An 18,475-nucleotide genomic window follows, 5' to 3' on the forward strand; every position below is an offset into this window, starting at 1 on the left:
TCATTTTTGATTTGCTTCTTTACTATACCATACTATTGCTGGGTATTTATTTCTGTGTCTATTGAAAATAACCTACTTACTTATTCAGTAGTAGGCTATCTCAGGTCAGTTTTTAATGTTTAATAATTGTTTAATTTCATCTCTATTTTGTTCAAAGCCAATAATAATTTTTGGTTTATTCATCAATTGTAATAATGATTTAGTTTTGAATACGAAAGTCGGCACAATTCTTGTACCTGTTAGATTTATTAAGTCTTCTTCCTTAGAAGTTTGTTTTGATAAATCATATTCGATATAAGAGATGTTATTATCGGAAAGAAACTCTTTCCCTGCTTGGCAGTCTGTTCAAGTGGGTCTACTATAGAGCTCAAGTTGAAATTTTTTCATAAACCAATCACCTTTCACCGTATTTTTTACTTTTTTCCGCATTAAATTTGTCATATTTCCCCAGTTATTTTTATTTTGCCTTGCTCTCCTAATACTCCGGATAAAAGCATATATAAGTTTCTATCCTGTTTCTCCCTTTAGTTTTAGTCATGCCTTCATTCCATTTTCCAAGCTTCTGTCGATTTTTAATTAACCTCTATCACATATGGGTAGGCATTGACTTTTTCTCCAAACTTGAATTCAACCCAAAGTTTATACACCCCTGGCTGGTTAAATTGCGTTTTAAACACCGATTTTTTATTCGAAACTGGGTGAACATGGATAAATTTTTTTCCAGCTTCATCTAGGATGATGACATGTCCTAAGGCACCAAGATATGGTTCAGGTGTAGCGCCTTTCACATCAAAATTTAGGGAAATCTCTTTGTTTACTTCAAAGGATCGAGTAGTTAGTTCAACCGTTTGACCATTGATTGTTTTTGAAAAATTCGTATCTTTAACAAGTTGGTTTTCATAGTGTTCCCTGTGTGCTTCACCAACATTTAGCTCAATCGGTTCAACGGAATAGTTTAGACCTTTTGGTTTAATATCAACGAATACTTTGTAAGAGTTATCAGACAAAGTAAATTCCTGTGAATATGCCCCACTATTTTTTTCTTTTGGGTGTAAATGATAATACTCTTTTAAGTCTGAGCTAACGATAATCAAATGCATATTTTTTTCATGGGAAACGTCTAGTTCCGGTACCTCATTATTTTTGTCTTTAAGCTCAATCGTGATAACACCGGTATCATATGACACTTGTGGTGTAACTTCACTTATTTCATTTGCTCCATGGTCTGCATGTTCGTTATGGTAGTCATGATGATGATCCATGTATACGCCCTCCTGCTTGTTACCTATATGATGATAGTGTGTTATTTGTTTTTGTAATTATACCTGTTAAAGAAAAACACGATAATCGAACTATCCCTATTCACTCTAATCGTATCGCTTGATTCTCCCTTCTTAATCCTGATATGGAGAAGCTACCAGTAGTAAGTCGGTTACAGTTTTGCTGCATCGAATTGTTAATAAAATGTTTAGATTTCGATAAATTTAGACTTCGAATCATTTATTGTTCCTTCAATGTGTTTCACTCATAATGAAAAGACAGGATCTGATGAAACGACCCTGTCTAAAGTGAATAAGTATTAAGCAATCATTGACCGACAAACTTCGGCACAACGCTCACACGCTTCAGCACATTTTTTGCAATGCTCATGATGTTCTGCATGCTTTCTGCACTCTTTTGCACAAGCTTCACAAATCTCAGCACATAATTGACAAATTTGATTCATAAAAGCACTATTTCGCGTCATTGCGGACACAGCATATTCACAAACCTCAGCACACTCACGCGTTAATTTAATACAATCTTTAAGCGAATTTAAATCATTTTCGTTTAAACACGAATCAAAACAATAGTTACATGCCTTTAAACATTCTAAACACTCTTCGATACATTGCTTTTGTGTTGCATTCATCTAAATCACTCCTTTAATGGTTTACTATATCTATACCCAATGCTCTAATTATTAAACGTAACCCATGTATAGTATTTAGATCTTTTATTTCGAATTCAGTATCAGTTTAATCAAAATAACCTTTTAAGAATAATATGACCAAGTAAGGAAGATATAAATTGTACCAGTTAAATTATTAATTTGTCATTGTTATGGTATTTATAGTATCATAAAGATGGAGGGGATTGACAATGAGAAAAATATCAGCTGAAAAGCTTGGTTCTTTGATCGTAGAAAGACGTGAGCTAGCAGGTTATACACAAGGAGATTTAGGACAAAAAACAGATATTAATCGTCAAATCATTGGACGAATTGAAAACAAGAAACATATTCCATCCATCTTTCAATTAAATCGTCTTATGGACGTATTAAATTTTGACCTTAGTGAGATTGCTGAGGAAAAAGAAGATCGTAACGTGTTTGTTGCAATGATGGGGGAAGCTCAAACGTCGAATGAGAAAGAATGGCTAGAAGACATGGTTTCCATGATGCTATGCCTGCGTAAACATAATAGAATCAGGAATGCGATAGATCATGCAAAATCCGTTGACAGGTAAGGAACGATACGAGCTCGAAAAGCTGGTCGAGCAAAAGCGGGATATGTTTCAATTGGGTATGGGGGCACTAGGAGACGGGATATTACAGCTTGTCGCAAAACTAGACATCGGTATGCTGTATTTGCCTAAGGAACCTGGTACACACGAAGAGCCCCTTTCTGCGATGTATTTATCTTCAAAAGAGAAGGAGGGAAATATCTTATCCTTCATTGGGGTCAACACCGCTCAATATTACGACACTCAGCTATTTGCGATTGCCCATGAGCTGTACCACCACTGGGAGGAAACTGAAGATCTTTATCTTTGTCGAAACATGGAAGAGGCGAAAGGACTGAGAGAGCGAAAGGCAAATCAATTTGCTGCTTCATTTTTACTTCCATCTAAAACCCTTAAAGAAGCAATTCTTGAAAAGAACAACTATGAGCTAAGCGTCGATAATTGGAATTTATCTGCTTTATTACGATTTATCGCTAGACTCCATTTGGATTATAAAACACCGTACAAATCAATAGTTCGTCGGTTAGTAGAGGTAGAAGCATTAACTGATCAAGCGCTTTATCAAACTTTATGGTCACAAGATGTAAGAAATGAAACAAGCTTATATTATAAAATTGCGATGAGTTATGACGCAGACGTGTTTACGTTATTAAATAAAAAGACCCACAAAATGGGAGCAGATGCACGTTTATTGGAACATATGTTACAAAATTACGAAAGTGCGATTATTGGACTTGATGAACTGGCGGAGGACCTATCGCTATTTGGGAAGCAATTAAATGAGTATGGTTTGGAAGAAGAGCTTGAGCAAGGATTAATGGAGGACATGTTAAGGGAGATTGAAGAAGGAGAAGCCGACGATGAAGATTGACTTGTCAGTGCCAAATGATGCGTTGCTATCTCTAATTAACGATTATAGTCAAATCCTTCCAATTGATGCCAACCTCAATAAAGTTTAATTTTCTCGCTAATACTCGTGTATTCTCCAAATTTCACTAACACCAAATAGTAATCTCACCAGTACTACTGGATAGAAGTAGAACGAATTAAAATTTCTTACAGGGGATAATCCATCCTAACGTCCAAACTGGTATAGTTTGGTAATTGAGTAGTATGACCGTGCCTATAAATCTCCACGCTACTCACGGTCGCTCACCCTCCCATGTCTCTCCGGATTGGTATCCATACCTTCCTTCGTCCTGCGTATCCATGAGGTGGAGGTCGGATAAGCTCCTTTGCTGGGTCATAAGCCCGTATGGTGAAAATAAACTCCGACTCTGCACTATTGGTGTTTGTTATTTGTAAGTATACAGATGATGCACGGCTTTACATGGAGTGGCGGGCATGGTAGGCTTCCTTAGCCATGGGCGAATCATTGGATGACTCGCCGCTTCGCCAAGGAGCCATGCCCGCAGAGGCTCCGTGTCAAGCCACTTTGGGTGATCTGCTTTCTAAGGTTACACTGCCTGTAATCCATCCATTTGAGGAATATCTTTTATTAATCTTGAACCATCAAATTCACACTGTTTTTGACCAATGACAAACAACACACGTAGTAACTTACAACACAAGGCAATCAAAGATTGTTGCTTTTTCAAAGGGCGTTCAGGGCGTTTGGTGTAATAGTGATGCAGGGCTTTAAATGTTGAATTATGGGCGACAAGGGGACGAATCGCTAAATATAAGGCTCGGCGTAATCGTTTCCTTCCTCGCTTTGTAATCCTTGTTTGCCCTTTACATTTACCTGAACTGTGCTCACGTAATGATAGCCCTGCTAAGTTCACTAATTGTTGAGGATGAGAGTACTTTGAAATGTCCCCAACTTCCGCAAAGAATAATCCAACAGTCACCGCCCCTAAGCCTGGAATTTTCATCATTTGTTGGGCACCAGGTAATGTTTCAACGATGGCTTCTAATTCCTGATCCAACTCTTCTAATTGACGCTTAAAAAGCTCATACTGCTCAATAAGATTCTTCAGTTCACACTTGGCAAATTTCAAGCCTACTTCAATTCCAATGCTCTTTTTGGCTGTTTCTACAAGCTTCGTTGCGCGCTTAATGCCAACTCCTCGTTGGACATACGGTTTCCATTCTTGAAGAACCCTCTCTGGTGTCTTTTTATGAATATCAGAGGGGAACGGAAACAGCTTTAAGGTACAGAGAGCGGCTTTGCCTTCCCAATCTCCAAACACATCGAAAAACTCTGGAAAGTAGCGTTGAATCACATTTTGAATACGACCTTCTGTGATCATTAATTGTTCAGTAAGCTGATCTCGAATGTTTACGCATTCTCTTAGTTCCGCATATATGCCATCTAAGAGGTTTGGTACAGAGTATCGCCCATCTTTGATTAACTGGGCGATCACTTTTGCGTCTTTCGTATCGTTTTTCGTTGGAGAATTGTCATCAAGTTCTTTACTTTTCTTAACGTGCATTGGGTTCACGACGACAAAGTCGTAACCTTTTGCCGTTAGATAGTAAGCAAGACTCTTCCAATAATGTCCTGTTGGTTCTACGCCAAAAATGACGTGATTCTTCTTGTGTTTTTCTTGGTGTTGCTTTACCCACTCAACGAGGGCTTCAAAGCCAAAGATTCGATTTTCAAAGATCAAACGCTTTCCAAAGTCTAATCCTCGATCATCTTGAGCACGTGCGACATGTTTGTCTTTGGCAATATCAATGCCAATAATTAATGTTGATGGTGTGATTTGCGAGATTTTGTGATTTTGAGTATAATTCATTACGAGTCCTCCTTGGGTATCAATTAAGGGTCCTTTTTCGTTGCAACGATTGGACACCTCGTATAATACCAAGAGGGCTCTTTTTTGTTCAATCCTCAAATTTCTTCATTACAGGAATGCTCCTTATTCCTCCCAACCGTTCAAAAGTATTGGGTCCTCAGGCAGTTCTTGATTTTGATTTTTATCGAAGAATATGGCTCGATCCCTTATTTAAAACCTTTCCCTATTTAGCCATACATCAAGCTGTTTATGAAGAAGTAATTGTAAAGCCAAATTTATCCAGATATATAGATAACAAAATTCAGCAACAAGCTCTCCTTCTGTTAAAGGACGAAGAATTGACCGAGGAGGAAGAATTCATTCGTCGATCGGTTGAACAAAAAATAGCTGCACCTACGAATTATGAACCAGAGCTTGATAACAAAGATGACCGCGGGGAAGTCAAATCACTAGCCTACATTCATGTGAAAGAGTTAATTTATTTTTGTTCCAATGATTCGAATGCTTTACGACTGGTTGAACACGCAGACAAACTGGAAACTAATTTGGATTCACTGATAACACTACGACTCTATGAAATCATCTATTATTTAGTTACATTACGCATGGCAAGCCCAAAAACGATGCGTTCTCTTTATAAGTTTCATTATTTAGCAACGAGACATGAAAAAAGCACGAATCCTAATTGGCAAGAATTTAAAGAAGGAATGGACACTCTCTATGCACATGCCATCCAAAAAAGCACTGGAAAGCCTACTCCACTCCTATAACATTTTCGGTTCTATATTTTCCAAATACTCTTACTCTTCTCTCTCACAAAAGACCCCAAGGTACTAAATTCCTCGGGGTTTAAATTATAAATTCAGTTAACGCTTCGGCTGTCCTTCTTCAGCAAGCACCTCCCAAGATTTGCCAAAATCGGTTGTCTCATAAATACTTTGTTGATGAGAACCAATCAGGAGTCTATTTTTATCGGTTGGATGGATGTTAATATATCCTATCGTTTCATCGTCTACTTCGAAATCTAGGGACTGCCAAGTTTCACCAAAGTTTTCACTATAGTAAAGTCCTTGTTTCTCACCAAAGAGATACGCGAGTAATTCCTCTGACTCTGAATCAAGTGTCGTTAATGCGCTCGCGCTGAGGTTTGCGTTATTTTGTGTCCACGTCTCTCCTCCGTCCGACGAGGTATAGAAACCATTCTCCGTTCCAGCAAGTAAATGATTAGGTGATTGAGGATGGGACGTGAACGAAAGAACGGAGGCGAGCGGTTCTGGCATGCCAGTTACATCAAGCATATCCCAGTCATACCCCCCATTTTCAGACCTGTACAAATTGGAATTGTACACGTCAATTCCATACATGAAGTCCTTATTTGTTTCATTTATGTGTAGGATATGAAAGTCCACTTCTTCATAAAGGGCAATCGGTTCCCACGTCTCACCAGCATCTTCACTAAGGATAACGCCAAGTGGGTCATTATAGTCTGATTGTACACTAGGGTGACCACTTGAAATCATCTTCTCACCTTCAATAATTGTATAGCCCATAAAATCGTGCTGCTGTTCCGGCTCTCCCATTAGATTCCATCCCGTTTCATCTGCATGCACTAAACCGTGATGCGTCGCTACATAAAAGCCATCACCTGTTTGTGCGTATTCCAGTCCGTGGAGATGAGTGAACGAATCAATCCCATCTGAGTTACTTGAACATGCAGTGATTAAAAACAATGACAATGACAATAAACTTCCTAATAACATTTTTTTCATACTATCCCTTCCTACTTCAATAATTTGTGTTTAAGCTAATCGATTCTTATTTTAACGCTTTTTTTCTTTTCTCAAATTCATCTTCAGAGATTTCGCCGCTTGCGTAGCGCTCTTCTAATATGGCATAAGGTGATTTCGCCCTTCCCTCCTGATTAAAGAGTAACTTTAAAATCAAAAATGTGACAGAGAGAAGTGCAAGAGCGACAATTCCCATCGACAACATGTAAGTCCACATTTGTGAATGAAACATATGATTCATCATGCTTTATCCCCCCATTAAAATCCCATAAATCCATTAAATACATTGTTCACTAAATAGGAAGTAATTCGTGTCATCCAATCAAAATAGAGTGCGGTTCCAAAGACGATCATCAATGCGCCGCCAACTTTCATAATCAGATTCATATACTTTTTAATCCAATTCATTTTACCAATGAAAAATGTCATAAAAAAGAAAGGAATCGCAAACCCGACGCTATACGCACTCATATAGAGCATTCCCGAACCTGGGTTACTCACACTTAAAGCGATCACAGAAGCCAATATTGGACCAATACAAGGAGTCCACCCCGCTGCAAAAGCAAGCCCAATGACATAGGTCCCTACAAAACCGCTTGGTCTTTTTGAGAGCTTAACCTGATGATTTTTCATTAGAAACATCGGTTTTATCACACCGATTGTCACGAGTCCAAATACAACAATAAAGATGGCCCCAATCTGTCGAATCAAATTATTATACCTAATGAATAGTTCCCCAATAAAGGAAGTCGACATTCCGAGTACGATAAAAATTGTTGAAAATCCTAAGATAAAGATCAAGGTGTGTAGCATTGCTTTCGGAGGCAAGCCTTTCCCCTTTTGCTTAAAATCATCCATCGTTAATCCCGTTATATACGATAGAAAAGCAGGGTAAAGAGGGAGGTTACAGGGTGAGACAAAAGACAATACCCCTGCTGCAAAAGCTAAGAAAATTGTTACATCATTCATAGTAAACTCCTTTTATGCATAAGAGTGTAATCCAGCGACGACGAGATTGACTACGAGCAAGTTAAACATAATAATTGCAAATCCAATGACTAATAACCAGGCTAACCTCTCCCCATGCCAACCTTTTGAGAGTCGGAGATGCAAATACGCAGCATAAAATAGAAAGGTAATTAATGCCCATACTTCTTTTGGATCCCAGCCCCAGAACCGTGTCCACGCCACTTGTGCCCAAATCATTGCAAAGATTAATCCTCCTAGCGTAAAGACAGGAAAGCCAATTAAAATTGCCCGATAGCTTACTTCATCGAACAACTGTGGACTGACGTTTTTGACGATTGGTTGAATCGCAGATGAAACACGCTTTCTCAATATTAGACGTAATGTTAGGTATAGTAGACTTCCTGAAAAAATCGACCATAAAAGCGTATTGAATTTTCGCGGTGCCTCAACCCCGTTCATCCAACTTGGCGTTTCAATTATGGGACCAAAACGATTCTGATCAGAAGCAAATTCCCCTTCATATGGTCCTGCAATCGCCGGTAAGTCATATTCAAGCTGTGCTTCGACGTCCAGTTCGTTAACCCAATTAAATGTGACCGAATAATTGACAGCTGAAAAAATTCCAACTGTGATTGAGATCCCGATGGCACAAGTTATGGTAAATACGATGGTTTCAAGCCAAAACGTTTGTTTTGATCGTTTCGATTGGTCGACAACTCGTATTAAATAAATGAGACCTGCAATGAAGCCGATTCCCAATATACCTTGTCCAATCGCTGTCGTTATGACATGAATATGCAGCCAGTAGGATTGTAAGGCAGGTATCAAAGGAGAAACGTCACTTGGAAACACAGACGCATAGGCAATGATAACAACCCCTATTGGCATTGAAAATAGGCCTAGTACAGATTTTTTATAGATTAAATAGAGAATCAAGAACGCAAAGATAATGGTCATCCCTAAAAACGTTATATATTCAAACATATTGCTAACAGGGGGATGTCCGGCGGCTATCCATCTCGTAATAAAATATCCTAGCTGTGATAAGAAGCCTGCAAGAGCAAGTCCAAAACCAATCCATCCCCACTTCTTCGCCTTACTTTGATCTTTTTTATTTTCATAGGAGAGTGTTACCGAATAAACAATTAAAGCGCTAATATAAATAAAAAAGGCGGCGAGCAAAAAATTACTACTTAATTCAACCATTTTTTGATCCTTCTCCTTTCGAAGAGCCTACATCGTCTCTTCTATCGATAGGTTCACTAATTCCAAGTTTTTCAGTCAATTCAAATATCTCTTGTTTAAAACCATACCAACTTTTATTCGTATGAGCTGCTAGAACAGTTCGATCGCCTTCCTGTTTCAACCAAATCCGGCGATGTGTCCAGTAACTTCCTTGAACAAGTCCAATCATAAATATCGCACCACCAACAATCAGAAATGGTAACGTATAGTCTTTACGAACAGTTAACCCAGTAACGTGTTTTGTCTCAGCTCCAGACAACGTCAGTCGATAATGATTCGAGCTACTAGGATCAAAATTTTCACCAATCGCAAGGAAACTGACTTCATTCTCTTCTTGATTGGGACTGTTCACTTCAAATATAAAAGCTGGATTATCAGGATTTCTGAACTGAAAATTTCTTATAGTACACTTGATGCAGGTTATGATTATCTGGCTATTTACCAACAGATTTACCGAATCGGAGCGCAATCCGTTATTGCTTACAACAAGAAAAATGAATCAGAGCTAGAGGGATTTGATAAGCACTTTGCCCCAACTTGTGTCCGAGAACATTCGTATCGATACGATAGTTACGATGCAACGTACGAGACGTTAAAATATACACGTCCAAAAGAGTGTAAGGACTGCCCATTAGCAGAAGACACGTTATGCCAGAAGGTGTACAAAGTGAAAATCACAACCGATTTGCGACGCTATACTGCCCCAGCTCGTGGGTCAAAAGCATGGAAAACGATTTATAAGCAACGAAGTGCAGTAGAACGGGTCATTGCTTATCTCAAGGAATTTTTCCAGTTAAACAATGTTCGCTATCGTACAGGAAAACGGGCAAAAGTACATGTTGATTTGACTCATTTAGTATATAACGCAGCGAAGCTAGCGTGTGATCGTATAGCTAAATCCATTGCCAACAAGGAGAACATTCAAGTAGCTTAATTCAATTTTAAAAACGCTAAAAGCAAAATCGGTTTCGTGTAACATTAATGAACTAAGCTTTATGAAATTGATTCAAACACTAAGTTTTTCTTATCTGGATCAGTCTGTTTTATTAACGCTCTCCTTAGAAGAGCATGGACACGAGCGAGAAGTTCTTCAACCTCAAAAGGCTTAGTCAAATAATCATCAGCACCTAAGTTTAAACCTTCGATTCGATCCTGTACCTCTGTTCTCGCTGAAAGCATTAAAATTGGAACTTCGGAATATTCTCTTACCGCTTGGCAAACCTCAAAACCATCTTGATCTGGCATCATAATATCAAGAATAACCAATTCATAAGAATCCCTATCTCCAGCTATTTTCGTTAATGCTTCCTGACCTGTCGCAGCTTCTGAAACGCGAAATCCAGCCTTTTCCAAATAGAAAGACAAAAGTTCACGCATTCGTAACTCATCATCTACAATTAAAATATGATACTCACCACGATTCATATCAATATCTCCTTAATTCTTTTATAGGGGAAGTATAGATGATAAATGTGTAAAACATATGAAGAAACGAAAGAATCCCAATGAATTTCTAACCTAGATGGAAACATCATAAGATAATTGTTTTGAGCATCAAAAAAGCAGAAGAAAAACCTCCTGCTTTTCTCTACCTTTCGATTAATTAAAGATATTCAATGCATTAATGAATCTTTGAAACCAATTTGGCTCTTGTGTTTCGATGGTAACTTCTTCAAATACTTCAACTGGTTCTTCTACCATACTTAGCTCTTGCTCTAAAAGAATCGACCCTTCGCCTGTTTTTATGACAAGTGAATCGCCATATATGTCTTTTAAAATCCTCTCGTCCTTGGGAACGGTTATAAACGTTCCTGAATCTAGTTTATATTCTACTCCTTCACTATCTTCATACGTTTGCCCAGCTGGCAGTTGCTTCGTTGTAAAATTTTCAAACCCATAGTCGAGTAACGCAATTGTATCATTATAAGCATTTTGAGAAGAAGAAGCATTTAACGTTACCGCAATTAATTCAACACCGTCTTGTTCCGCTGAAGTTACAAGGGTGAACCCTGATTGTGTCACGTATCCGTTTTTAATTCCTGTTACTCCTTCATAATCCCAGAGAAGACGATGATGGTTATAAAGGGTTGTCTCCCACCCCTCACCTTTCCATTCTAATTCTTTCGTTCCGACAATGTCTTTGAATCGTTCATTCTGCATCGCATATTGGGCAATCTTAGCCATATCATAGGCCGTTGTATAATGGTTTTCATTGAATAGTCCGTGAGGGTTCGTAAAGTTAGAATTTGTCACACCGACTTTTTCTTTTACAAACTCATTCATTTTCAAGGCAAAATCACGCTCGCTTCCAGAAAAGTACTCTGCTATGACTGTTCCCGCATCGTTACCAGAATTGATAAGCAGCCCTTGAACTAATCGCAACAATTCGACTTCTTCGTCTTCTAACAAATATACTTTTGTTCCAATTATGCCGGTTGCATTTTTGCTTACTTGAACAGTTTCCGTTAAATCCCCTTCTTCAATGGCGATAATCCCAGTCACCATTTTTGTAATACTTGCGGGGTACATTCGACTTGTTGCCTTTTTATCAAAAAGGACTTGTCCCGATTTTGCATCGATTAAAATTGCTGCCTCGCTCAATAAATCGGGTTTATCCTCTGGGTGTGCCATTGAAGTTGAATAGGTTGATACCAACATAAGCAGTGTTATTATTATGATGGATAATTTCTTTACCATGATGTAGGTCCGCCTTTCTAGTCGTAAAAGAAATAGTTGCTAGAATGTTTTTCGAAATCTATTAATCAGCTTTTTTGAAATGATGTCTAAAATGATTTGACACCCCTTTCTCTTTTTCATGTTGTTTTTGATTGTAAGGATTAAATGTGTGGAAAAGATGAAAAAATAAGATTACCTTCAAAATATGATAAAAGATATAGAAAGGCGTTAATCTTATGTTTGTGTCATTTCAATGTTCCAAATCTTTCTACCCATTTATCTTGTACAACTATTTTTGTTTTAAAGGAAGCTGTAGAATATTTTTTAGCACTGACTCGATCTGCACGAAGCTTAAACAGATACACTATCATTGCGCAATTAGCATTGGATAAATTGGAAATTATTAACGACCAATTAACAGACAATTTCTATCTGAATTTTACGTACGCAAGACAAAAGGTCCCCTAGAAGGAGACCTTTTGTCGATAATATTTATTTACTCAGGCTTATTCGGAACATTTGGATCAGGTGTAAATGTCGGTTCAAATCCCTTATACCGAACTTCCGCCACCATTCCGCCATTCGCATGGTGAAACTCGTGACAATGGAACATCCAATTTCCAGGGTTCTTTGCTTCAAAGACAATTTCATATGTTTCACCAGGTCTTACATTTAATGTATCTTTTAAAACTGGCGAGCCTTGAATAGGGTTCCCGTCTTTGGAAATGACGTTGAAGAACTCCCCGTGCAAGTGCATTGGGTGGTCGAAATCCGTATCATTTGCGATCGTAACCTTCACCACATCCCCTTCTTCGACCTCATAAATCTCGTGGTCTGGGAATTGCTTATCGTTAATCGTGAATGTCTCTCCGCCATCATCGGATCCAAGTAACATATCGTACTCTTTGGTAATTTCCCCTACGTTAAGCTCTTCCGCTTCTCCATAGGTGGTTAAATCAAAGAATGAAGAAATGGACTCAACCGTTTGCAGCTCTTCGCCCTCATACCCGTCGTAAACAAGCGGGATTAACGCGTTAAGTCTCTCCTGATTCTCTTCAGCAAACACTTGAATTTCCCATGCTCCCGGATTATCCATTTCAATTTCAACATCATACCGTTCAGCTGGGGCAATTCGAAAGGCCGTATCATTTAAAACGTCCGGTTCATTTACAGCTTGACCGTCGTAGTGTGTAATTTTAAATGAATGTTCTGGTATTGAGACAACTTGTGTAAACAGCCCAGCATTCACAAAACGCAGCTTCACTTTATTTCCTTCTTCGACATCAATTGATTCAATTTGTGGAGACGCCTTTCCATTAACCACCATCGTATCATACATTGCGTTCATCATTTCCGCATGGGTCATACCATCCATGTCCATATCTCCGTGTTCCATGTCGCCCATGTCCATGCCACCATGATCTATACCGCCCATGTCCATTTCCGAAGAGGCAAATTCATCAATGACAACGACTTCATCTACATCATAGGATTCTTGGTTTGCTGGCTCAACAATAAAGACACCATAAAGACCTTTGTCAACCTGAGTCGCACCGTCTTGGTGGGAGTGATACCAGTAGGTCCCTGGTACATCAGATTGATATTCATACGTAAACTCTTCACCAGGCATAATCGCATTTTGGGTAACGCCTGGGACTCCATCCATCTCATTCGGAACAGGGAACCCGTGCAAATGAAGGGCGGTTGGTACATCAAGGGAGTTAGTCACATGAACGACTACTTCATCGCCCTCTTGCACACGGATTTCCTCACCAGGTAAGGTTCCATTGTACGTCCAAGCAGTAGACATGATTTCATCATTGAACATCCAATGTTCTTCCGTGACATCAAGGTTAAACACTTTCTTCCCCTCTTCATTTGCCTCTTCGCTTTCTTGACTTTGTTCTTCTTGTTGACTATTATCGCTACCCATTTCAGAATGATCAACTGATGCATCTGAGCAGCCAGCTATCACTAAGGACACAGTAAACATAAACACTGCTGCCATTAACCTGTGTGCTTTTTCCATTTACCTTCCTCCATCTTTTGTCGAATGCGCCCATTCCTTCCAAGGTAAATAAGGTTCCGTTTATTCGTTCTTTAAACCTCACTCAACAGGTGAAAGTTCACTTTCTGTTACCCATTTATGATTTTTCACTTCTTCTCCATTTGTTGTTAGTGTGAAATCAACCATATACACAGTCGTCTCTTCCGCTGAGTCGATTTCAACTGTTGCCCCTTCCATTCCTGCCATATGAGATGCATCCGTTGTAACTTCTGTACCAGGTTCTAATGGCTCTTCACCGGCATCTACGATTTCTTCATGAATCACCCATTTATGATTTTCCACTCTTTCCCCGCCATCTGTCGGAGTATAAGAAATTGCATAGGCAATTGTATCATAGGCACCAACAATCGTTGCTTCGGCCCCTTCCATCCCTGCCATATGGCCATCCGTTATAAGCGCTTGACTTCCAATATCATAAGTTGGTTGCTCTGCTGCTTTTAATTCGTCTGGAACCTCACCTGAACTCGAATGGTCCATGTCTGAATGGTCCATGTCTGAATGGTCCATGTCTGAACCCACCATTTCCATGCTTTCTTCAGAATTTGAATCCATATCCATATCCATACCTTCATGCGGATTAGGTTCTTCATTCTCACTTGCACATGCCATTAGCGTAAATACTGTGGATAAAGAAACAATTCCCATCACTATATTTTTTCTTTTAATCATTTTTTGAATCCTCCTTTTGTTTATCAGTTTAACGAGCTCAACTTAACCATATCCAAAAAGTTTATAGAAACGATGAAGAAATCGCAAATCACATCACCGTTCAATAATTGTTCACATTTTTGGATGAACCTTCTTTAATAGGATAGCTTGATTTTCCTTCATTATAAAAATGTGAAAATAATCTCCTTTTTCCAAAGGAATAAACCTTCTTAATTCCATCGGGATCCGAACAGCCCCTCTTTCACTAACAATCATCCTATTATCCAATGTTTCACCTTCACACTTTTGAATAATTAATTCTTTTGACTTTTTTGTTAACCCAACCGTTACCTCATCACCAAAATTGAGACATAATCTTTCCCGAATTTTTTTTGGTAAGGTAATGGTTTGGCCATTTTTTAAAATACAAATCAGTCCAGTCTCGGAAGGTTGTTCTTTTTTCATTTGAGAAGTATTAGGTTCAAGCATAATCAACACCTCGGTCATGAGTTTTATCTGTAGAATAAATTTAAAATGTTTAGAAACCGTGAAGAATTGAAAATTATCTAGTAGTTTTTAAGTTGCATGGAGAAGATGCTAGTAATTGGTTGTGTTTAAGTTGTAGTAAAAAGTATTCTGGCTGGAAACCGCTAGCATCACTACAATCCGGTGTATGAAGAGCCAATGCGAAAGAAAAAGCGAAATGACATAGCGACGAAGGTAGAACACTCTACGCAAAAAAAAATTGAAGTCGAGAGTGTATTTGGTCATGTCAAGCAAAAGCTTGGTTTTCGAAGACTCTACCTTCGAGGAATTGAAAAAGTAACCATTTAGCTCTGATTAGTCGCCCTTGCTCATACATAACATTAGGAAGTGAGTGACGGCAGACCACCACTCGACAAATTAAAAATGACTAAACAAAAGCGAGATGAAAATCAATTTGATTTTCATCTCGCTTTTTCATTTAAAAGGGATTCTGAAAACATCACTGTGAATGCATGTCATGGAATGGAAAAGAAAGATGAGGATCTTGAACATTACATTGCAGTCTCCACTATTAAAAATTGTCCGGAGGGGTTATCAGAGCTTAAAATTCCAAAACAAACTTGGGTTGTGTTTGATGCTGTCGGAAAAATGCCCAAAGCATTAACAACTACATGGGAACGGGTTTATACCAAGTGGTTTCCTAGGTCTGGATATGAATTAGCAGAATCACCCGAAATGGTGAAAGGAATTGACGACACAAAAACGGAAATTTGGATTCCTGTTAAAAAAGAATTAGTTAGAGTGAGGACTTCTATTTCCTTTTTTGCTTATATTGTAATCGGGCGCTTTAATGACGTAATGAAAAAGCCCAATTTCTCTCTATAAATTCACGGAGAAATTGGTTTTTTTATTTTGGAATCGAATAAGAGGAATTCCTTTTTCGTAACATTCAACAAAATCACAAATGGAATTAGGTCATATTCTTTAGCCGTTTGCAATATCTGAAACAGTTGATATATGAAACTTGAAAAACCAGTATAATCAGTCTCTAACACATTACACCCATCCACTTCCGCCTGAGAAAGACCGGACAATAAACGACTGAGAAATACTCCGCTGATTCGTTTTAAAGGGACCACCAAAAAAGAATTACTCCTGTATGTTTATCAAATAATCCCATCAATCTAGCTTTTTAGTTTAACCATTAATGATACGTGAATTTTGGTCAGTATCACGTAAAGTGGAAGGACTATTAAACAATCTTGACACTTCTTCTAAACTTAGTGAATTTTTATTTATTATAGACTTTATTACCTCTAAACCTATCTTCTCTGAGAATTGTTTTTTTTCGTTTGAAAGAAATTGCTCAGAGGATTCATTATATAAAGATTTTAGCTTAGGTATTAAATGACTGTATAAATAGATAATAAAGAAAGTGTCATTATCTTCAGCTTCAAGAAGTTTCAATTTTTCCGATTGAGTTACATATATCTGTGTATTAGACTCATAATCAATTGCGAAAACAATGTCTATATCCTCGTTTCGAAGTCTAGCGGTAATGGTCCTCAATATTTCGCCGTTACTTATAAAGGCTTTTGTTATAATCAGTTCAGATGTTTGATCCGAAACCCCTTTGAAAATATTATGTTCATCTGCCGTGTTCCCGATAAACCCGTTGATATTCATCAAATTAAGTCCATCTCCCAAGGAACCATCGTTTTCAATATACTGGAAAAAAAGCCAGTTAAATAAATCAGAAGGTATCTCATATTCTTTATCAGATTGATCTATAAAACTTGTCCCAACTAGTTTTCTCACTCTTTCTTGGTGAGCATAATTTGATGAGCAAATGATTAAGTGAACAATGTTGTTAAACGACAAAAAGTAAGTCACTATTTGAGTGAAATTTACTCTTTGCATTTTTGGGAGAATATTTCCATTTGAATCACGTTTTCTTCTTTTTGGATATTCAATATTCGCAGTAGCAATAAGATACTCTGCACATATTTCCTTCTTTTCTTCATTTTCATCTGTCGTCTGTAATTTGAGTTCATTAGGTTCAGATATTTCTCCCCAAGTAAAATAAAAATTTTTTTCATCATCCGACAAACTACTCATTAGCTCAGCGTCACGTTTAGTAATCAATAGAGGGTCAGTAAAACTTCTTTTTAAAATATTTATTTTTACATCGTCCAAACTTTTTATTCCTGTCAGCTTGAACAATTTACAGGTTATTTTTGAGCTGGTCAATCGACATCCCCCTCACAGTTTACTTTCAATGGTTCATATTTAACAGATAACAGATAACCAGATAGAGTTTTGCCGAACCTTCCAAACTTATTCGATACAATAACATAGTCCAAATAGGTTTCTGCATTCTTAACTCGTATTGGCTTAACTTTAAACCGCTCGTTTAATTTGTGGGATTTCCCCCTAAATGTTCTTCCTTTAATATCTATTTTTCCAAGTAAATCTATGGAGATCTTTCTTTCAGAAATTTTAAAAATCTGATTTGCTTCACAATCCCACCTATCTGAATAGGAGACATCTAATAACTCAGGGTTAAAATAAACATCAAGTGTAACCCCTATATTTTTAATCAATAAGCTTGATAGCCGTCCCTTTGGTTCAAGAATAATTTCTATTTCAACGTCCTGAGAGTCGTATTCATGATTAGTAGGTGTAAACTTGATAACTTCTTTTTTTCTTCCATTAATTTTCGTAATAAGGGTAACATCCATCTTTTTTATTATTGATTTAATTGTTGAACATAAAAATGATATTAAAATAGAGGCTAACCCAATTAATACTGCTATTACAGCACTAAGTACGGTTTTTTTTAGTACATCATTTTCATATCCTAGCTTATCTAAAATATTGTAAATTTGATTTTGATTATTAGTTGCTGCGAACGCAACAATTAATGTAATTACAAATGTTTTTATTAATTGAATGACTGCATTTTTCATACAAGAACCGCCGGACCAAAACCAAGAAAGTCTATTAATTTCTTTATGTCATTAATCTCGTCGTCAGACATTTCACTATCAATTCCAAGTACTCCATTTGATTTCAGAGTGATCATGTGCTTATCTTTTGATCTGAAGTATACCTGCAAAATTTGATACTCTTGATTTTCCATTATAGTATTTAATATTTCTGGATCAATTTTTTCTCCCTGTAACAAGTAATCAATATCAATATTTTTCAATTTACAATCAACTGAATGAATTTCATAATTTAAGTCCCTACGGGCTCAAGGCTTTTAAGCACTAAAAAAAGGAGTACCTCCCCAAAAGTCGAATTAGTTAAGTGTCCAAACAAAACTACGACTGGAGGAAGACTCCCTT

General features: G+C 37.7%; 21 protein-coding genes and 2 pseudogenes. 6 read left to right on the forward strand and 17 right to left on the reverse strand.

The annotated features are described in order from the left end of the window. Positions 1–105 precede the first annotated feature (105 nt). From M3212_RS20175 to M3212_RS20185, 3 genes and pseudogenes are all read right to left on the reverse strand, one after another. Positions 106–330: pseudogene (locus M3212_RS20175) on the reverse strand (glutaredoxin family protein); the annotation flags it as partial. Between the two features lie 242 nt (positions 331–572). Beyond that, a complete protein-coding gene (locus tag M3212_RS20180; RefSeq protein WP_251195744.1) occupies positions 573–1,262 on the reverse strand; it encodes a hypothetical protein in 690 nt (229 codons plus the stop codon). 317 nt (positions 1,263–1,579) lie between these two features. Beyond that, positions 1,580–1,912 carry a four-helix bundle copper-binding protein gene (locus tag M3212_RS20185; protein ID WP_251195745.1) on the reverse strand — a complete coding sequence of 111 codons (333 nt, stop codon included), beginning with the start codon at positions 1,910–1,912 and terminating at the stop codon, positions 1,580–1,582. A gap of 230 nt (positions 1,913–2,142) precedes the next feature. Here M3212_RS20185 and M3212_RS20190 point away from each other — a divergent pair, with 230 nt between their 5' ends. Both M3212_RS20190 and M3212_RS20195 read left to right on the forward strand, forming a co-directional pair. After that, positions 2,143–2,508: a helix-turn-helix domain-containing protein gene (locus M3212_RS20190; RefSeq protein WP_251195746.1), complete on the forward strand. Its 366-nt coding sequence runs from the start codon at positions 2,143–2,145 to the stop codon at positions 2,506–2,508. Continuing rightward, positions 2,486–3,376 (forward strand): ImmA/IrrE family metallo-endopeptidase, encoded by an 891-nt coding sequence (locus M3212_RS20195; RefSeq protein WP_251195747.1) that lies wholly within the window; start codon positions 2,486–2,488, stop codon positions 3,374–3,376. The genes M3212_RS20190 and M3212_RS20195 overlap by 23 nt, the downstream gene beginning before the upstream one ends. A gap of 586 nt (positions 3,377–3,962) precedes the next feature. Here the strand turns inward: M3212_RS20195 and M3212_RS20200 are convergent. Next, positions 3,963–5,246 carry an IS110 family transposase gene (locus M3212_RS20200; protein ID WP_251195748.1) on the reverse strand — a complete coding sequence of 428 codons (1,284 nt, stop codon included), beginning with the start codon at positions 5,244–5,246 and terminating at the stop codon, positions 3,963–3,965. Between the two features lie 149 nt (positions 5,247–5,395). Between M3212_RS20200 and M3212_RS20205 the strand changes: the two genes are divergently transcribed. After that, complete coding sequence (locus M3212_RS20205) at positions 5,396–6,016, forward strand: hypothetical protein (protein ID WP_251195749.1); 621 nt, start codon at positions 5,396–5,398, stop codon at positions 6,014–6,016. Between the two features lie 96 nt (positions 6,017–6,112). Here M3212_RS20205 and M3212_RS20210 read toward each other — a convergent pair whose 3' ends face one another. The 5 genes from M3212_RS20210 to M3212_RS20230 are packed head-to-tail and all read right to left on the reverse strand — an operon-like array spanning position 6,113 to position 9,599. After that, the gene (locus M3212_RS20210) at positions 6,113–7,015 is read right to left on the reverse strand and encodes a F510_1955 family glycosylhydrolase (RefSeq protein WP_251195750.1); all 903 of its coding nucleotides are present in this window, start codon (positions 7,013–7,015) and stop codon (positions 6,113–6,115) included. A gap of 46 nt (positions 7,016–7,061) precedes the next feature. After that, the gene (locus M3212_RS20215; RefSeq protein ID WP_251195751.1) at positions 7,062–7,277 is read right to left on the reverse strand and encodes an SHOCT domain-containing protein; all 216 of its coding nucleotides are present in this window, start codon (positions 7,275–7,277) and stop codon (positions 7,062–7,064) included. A 14-nt stretch (positions 7,278–7,291) separates the two neighbouring features. Beyond that, a complete protein-coding gene (locus M3212_RS20220; RefSeq protein WP_251195752.1) occupies positions 7,292–8,002 on the reverse strand; it encodes a cytochrome c biogenesis CcdA family protein in 711 nt (236 codons plus the stop codon). 12 nt (positions 8,003–8,014) lie between these two features. Continuing rightward, complete coding sequence (gene ccsB / locus M3212_RS20225) at positions 8,015–9,208, reverse strand: c-type cytochrome biogenesis protein CcsB (protein WP_251195753.1); 1,194 nt, start codon at positions 9,206–9,208, stop codon at positions 8,015–8,017. Next, entirely contained in the window at positions 9,201–9,599 is a 399-nt protein-coding gene (locus M3212_RS20230; protein ID WP_251195754.1) for a cytochrome c biogenesis protein ResB, read from the reverse strand. Before M3212_RS20230 ends, ccsB begins: the two co-directional genes overlap by 8 nt. A gap of 48 nt (positions 9,600–9,647) precedes the next feature. Between M3212_RS20230 and M3212_RS20235 the strand changes: the two are divergent. After that, positions 9,648–10,181 (forward strand): annotated as a pseudogene (locus tag M3212_RS20235) (transposase); the annotation flags it as partial. A 59-nt stretch (positions 10,182–10,240) separates the two neighbouring features. Here the strand turns inward: M3212_RS20235 and M3212_RS20240 are convergent. The 5 genes from M3212_RS20240 to M3212_RS20260 all read right to left on the reverse strand — a co-directional run bounded on the left by M3212_RS20240 (position 10,241) and on the right by M3212_RS20260 (position 15,128). Beyond that, positions 10,241–10,672, reverse strand: a complete 432-nt coding sequence (locus tag M3212_RS20240; RefSeq protein WP_251195755.1) for a response regulator transcription factor — start codon at positions 10,670–10,672, stop codon at positions 10,241–10,243. Positions 10,673–10,846: 174 nt separating this feature from the next. Further along, positions 10,847–11,944 (reverse strand): D-alanyl-D-alanine carboxypeptidase family protein, encoded by a 1,098-nt coding sequence (locus M3212_RS20245; RefSeq protein ID WP_251195756.1) that lies wholly within the window; start codon positions 11,942–11,944, stop codon positions 10,847–10,849. Between the two features lie 475 nt (positions 11,945–12,419). Next, a complete protein-coding gene (locus M3212_RS20250; protein WP_251195757.1) occupies positions 12,420–13,952 on the reverse strand; it encodes a multicopper oxidase family protein in 1,533 nt (510 codons plus the stop codon). Between the two features lie 78 nt (positions 13,953–14,030). Then, positions 14,031–14,657 carry a YdhK family protein gene (locus M3212_RS20255; RefSeq protein ID WP_251195765.1) on the reverse strand — a complete coding sequence of 209 codons (627 nt, stop codon included), beginning with the start codon at positions 14,655–14,657 and terminating at the stop codon, positions 14,031–14,033. Positions 14,658–14,771: 114 nt separating this feature from the next. Further along, positions 14,772–15,128 carry an AbrB/MazE/SpoVT family DNA-binding domain-containing protein gene (locus M3212_RS20260; protein WP_251195758.1) on the reverse strand — a complete coding sequence of 119 codons (357 nt, stop codon included), beginning with the start codon at positions 15,126–15,128 and terminating at the stop codon, positions 14,772–14,774. A 180-nt stretch (positions 15,129–15,308) separates the two neighbouring features. Between M3212_RS20260 and M3212_RS20265 the strand changes: the two genes are divergently transcribed. After that, positions 15,309–15,473 carry a transposase gene (locus M3212_RS20265; protein WP_434084064.1) on the forward strand — a complete coding sequence of 55 codons (165 nt, stop codon included), beginning with the start codon at positions 15,309–15,311 and terminating at the stop codon, positions 15,471–15,473. A 75-nt stretch (positions 15,474–15,548) separates the two neighbouring features. After that, the gene (locus M3212_RS20270) at positions 15,549–16,010 is read left to right on the forward strand and encodes a GyrI-like domain-containing protein (protein WP_251195759.1); all 462 of its coding nucleotides are present in this window, start codon (positions 15,549–15,551) and stop codon (positions 16,008–16,010) included. A 312-nt stretch (positions 16,011–16,322) separates the two neighbouring features. On the opposite strand, the gene M3212_RS20275 is transcribed toward M3212_RS20270, so the two are convergent. From M3212_RS20275 to M3212_RS20285, 3 genes are read right to left on the reverse strand one after another with little or no spacing between them, the layout of a single operon-like run. Next, the gene (locus M3212_RS20275; RefSeq protein ID WP_251195760.1) at positions 16,323–17,375 is read right to left on the reverse strand and encodes a hypothetical protein; all 1,053 of its coding nucleotides are present in this window, start codon (positions 17,373–17,375) and stop codon (positions 16,323–16,325) included. Then, a complete protein-coding gene (locus tag M3212_RS20280; RefSeq protein ID WP_251195761.1) occupies positions 17,372–18,094 on the reverse strand; it encodes a hypothetical protein in 723 nt (240 codons plus the stop codon). The genes M3212_RS20275 and M3212_RS20280 overlap by 4 nt, the downstream gene beginning before the upstream one ends. Continuing rightward, entirely contained in the window at positions 18,091–18,336 is a 246-nt protein-coding gene (locus M3212_RS20285) for a hypothetical protein (protein WP_251195762.1), read from the reverse strand. Before M3212_RS20285 ends, M3212_RS20280 begins: the two co-directional genes overlap by 4 nt. Positions 18,337–18,475 lie beyond the last annotated feature (139 nt).

This window comes from Halalkalibacter oceani (assembly GCF_023715705.1).
Taxonomy (GTDB): domain Bacteria; phylum Bacillota; class Bacilli; order Bacillales; family Bacillaceae_D; genus Halalkalibacter; species Halalkalibacter oceani_A.

What these genes read in the sequence shown, in the direction of transcription:
- M3212_RS20185 (WP_251195745.1), bottom strand. Translation starts at nt 1,912, where the DNA reads ATGAATGCAACACAAAAGCAATGTATCGAAGAGTGTTTAGAATGTTTA.
- M3212_RS20195 (WP_251195747.1), top strand. Translation starts at nt 2,486, where the DNA reads ATGCAAAATCCGTTGACAGGTAAGGAACGATACGAGCTCGAAAAGCTG.
- M3212_RS20270 (WP_251195759.1), top strand. Translation starts at nt 15,549, where the DNA reads ATGACTAAACAAAAGCGAGATGAAAATCAATTTGATTTTCATCTCGCT.
- M3212_RS20260 (WP_251195758.1), bottom strand. Translation starts at nt 15,128, where the DNA reads ATGCTTGAACCTAATACTTCTCAAATGAAAAAAGAACAACCTTCCGAG.
- M3212_RS20280 (WP_251195761.1), bottom strand. Translation starts at nt 18,094, where the DNA reads ATGAAAAATGCAGTCATTCAATTAATAAAAACATTTGTAATTACATTA.
- M3212_RS20190 (WP_251195746.1), top strand. Translation starts at nt 2,143, where the DNA reads ATGAGAAAAATATCAGCTGAAAAGCTTGGTTCTTTGATCGTAGAAAGA.
- M3212_RS20210 (WP_251195750.1), bottom strand. Translation starts at nt 7,015, where the DNA reads ATGAAAAAAATGTTATTAGGAAGTTTATTGTCATTGTCATTGTTTTTA.
- M3212_RS20240 (WP_251195755.1), bottom strand. Translation starts at nt 10,672, where the DNA reads ATGAATCGTGGTGAGTATCATATTTTAATTGTAGATGATGAGTTACGA.
- M3212_RS20220 (WP_251195752.1), bottom strand. Translation starts at nt 8,002, where the DNA reads ATGAATGATGTAACAATTTTCTTAGCTTTTGCAGCAGGGGTATTGTCT.
- M3212_RS20245 (WP_251195756.1), bottom strand. Translation starts at nt 11,944, where the DNA reads ATGGTAAAGAAATTATCCATCATAATAATAACACTGCTTATGTTGGTA.
- ccsB (WP_251195753.1), bottom strand. Translation starts at nt 9,208, where the DNA reads ATGGTTGAATTAAGTAGTAATTTTTTGCTCGCCGCCTTTTTTATTTAT.
- M3212_RS20180 (WP_251195744.1), bottom strand. Translation starts at nt 1,262, where the DNA reads ATGGATCATCATCATGACTACCATAACGAACATGCAGACCATGGAGCA.
- M3212_RS20215 (WP_251195751.1), bottom strand. Translation starts at nt 7,277, where the DNA reads ATGATGAATCATATGTTTCATTCACAAATGTGGACTTACATGTTGTCG.
- M3212_RS20200 (WP_251195748.1), bottom strand. Translation starts at nt 5,246, where the DNA reads ATGAATTATACTCAAAATCACAAAATCTCGCAAATCACACCATCAACA.
- M3212_RS20250 (WP_251195757.1), bottom strand. Translation starts at nt 13,952, where the DNA reads ATGGAAAAAGCACACAGGTTAATGGCAGCAGTGTTTATGTTTACTGTG.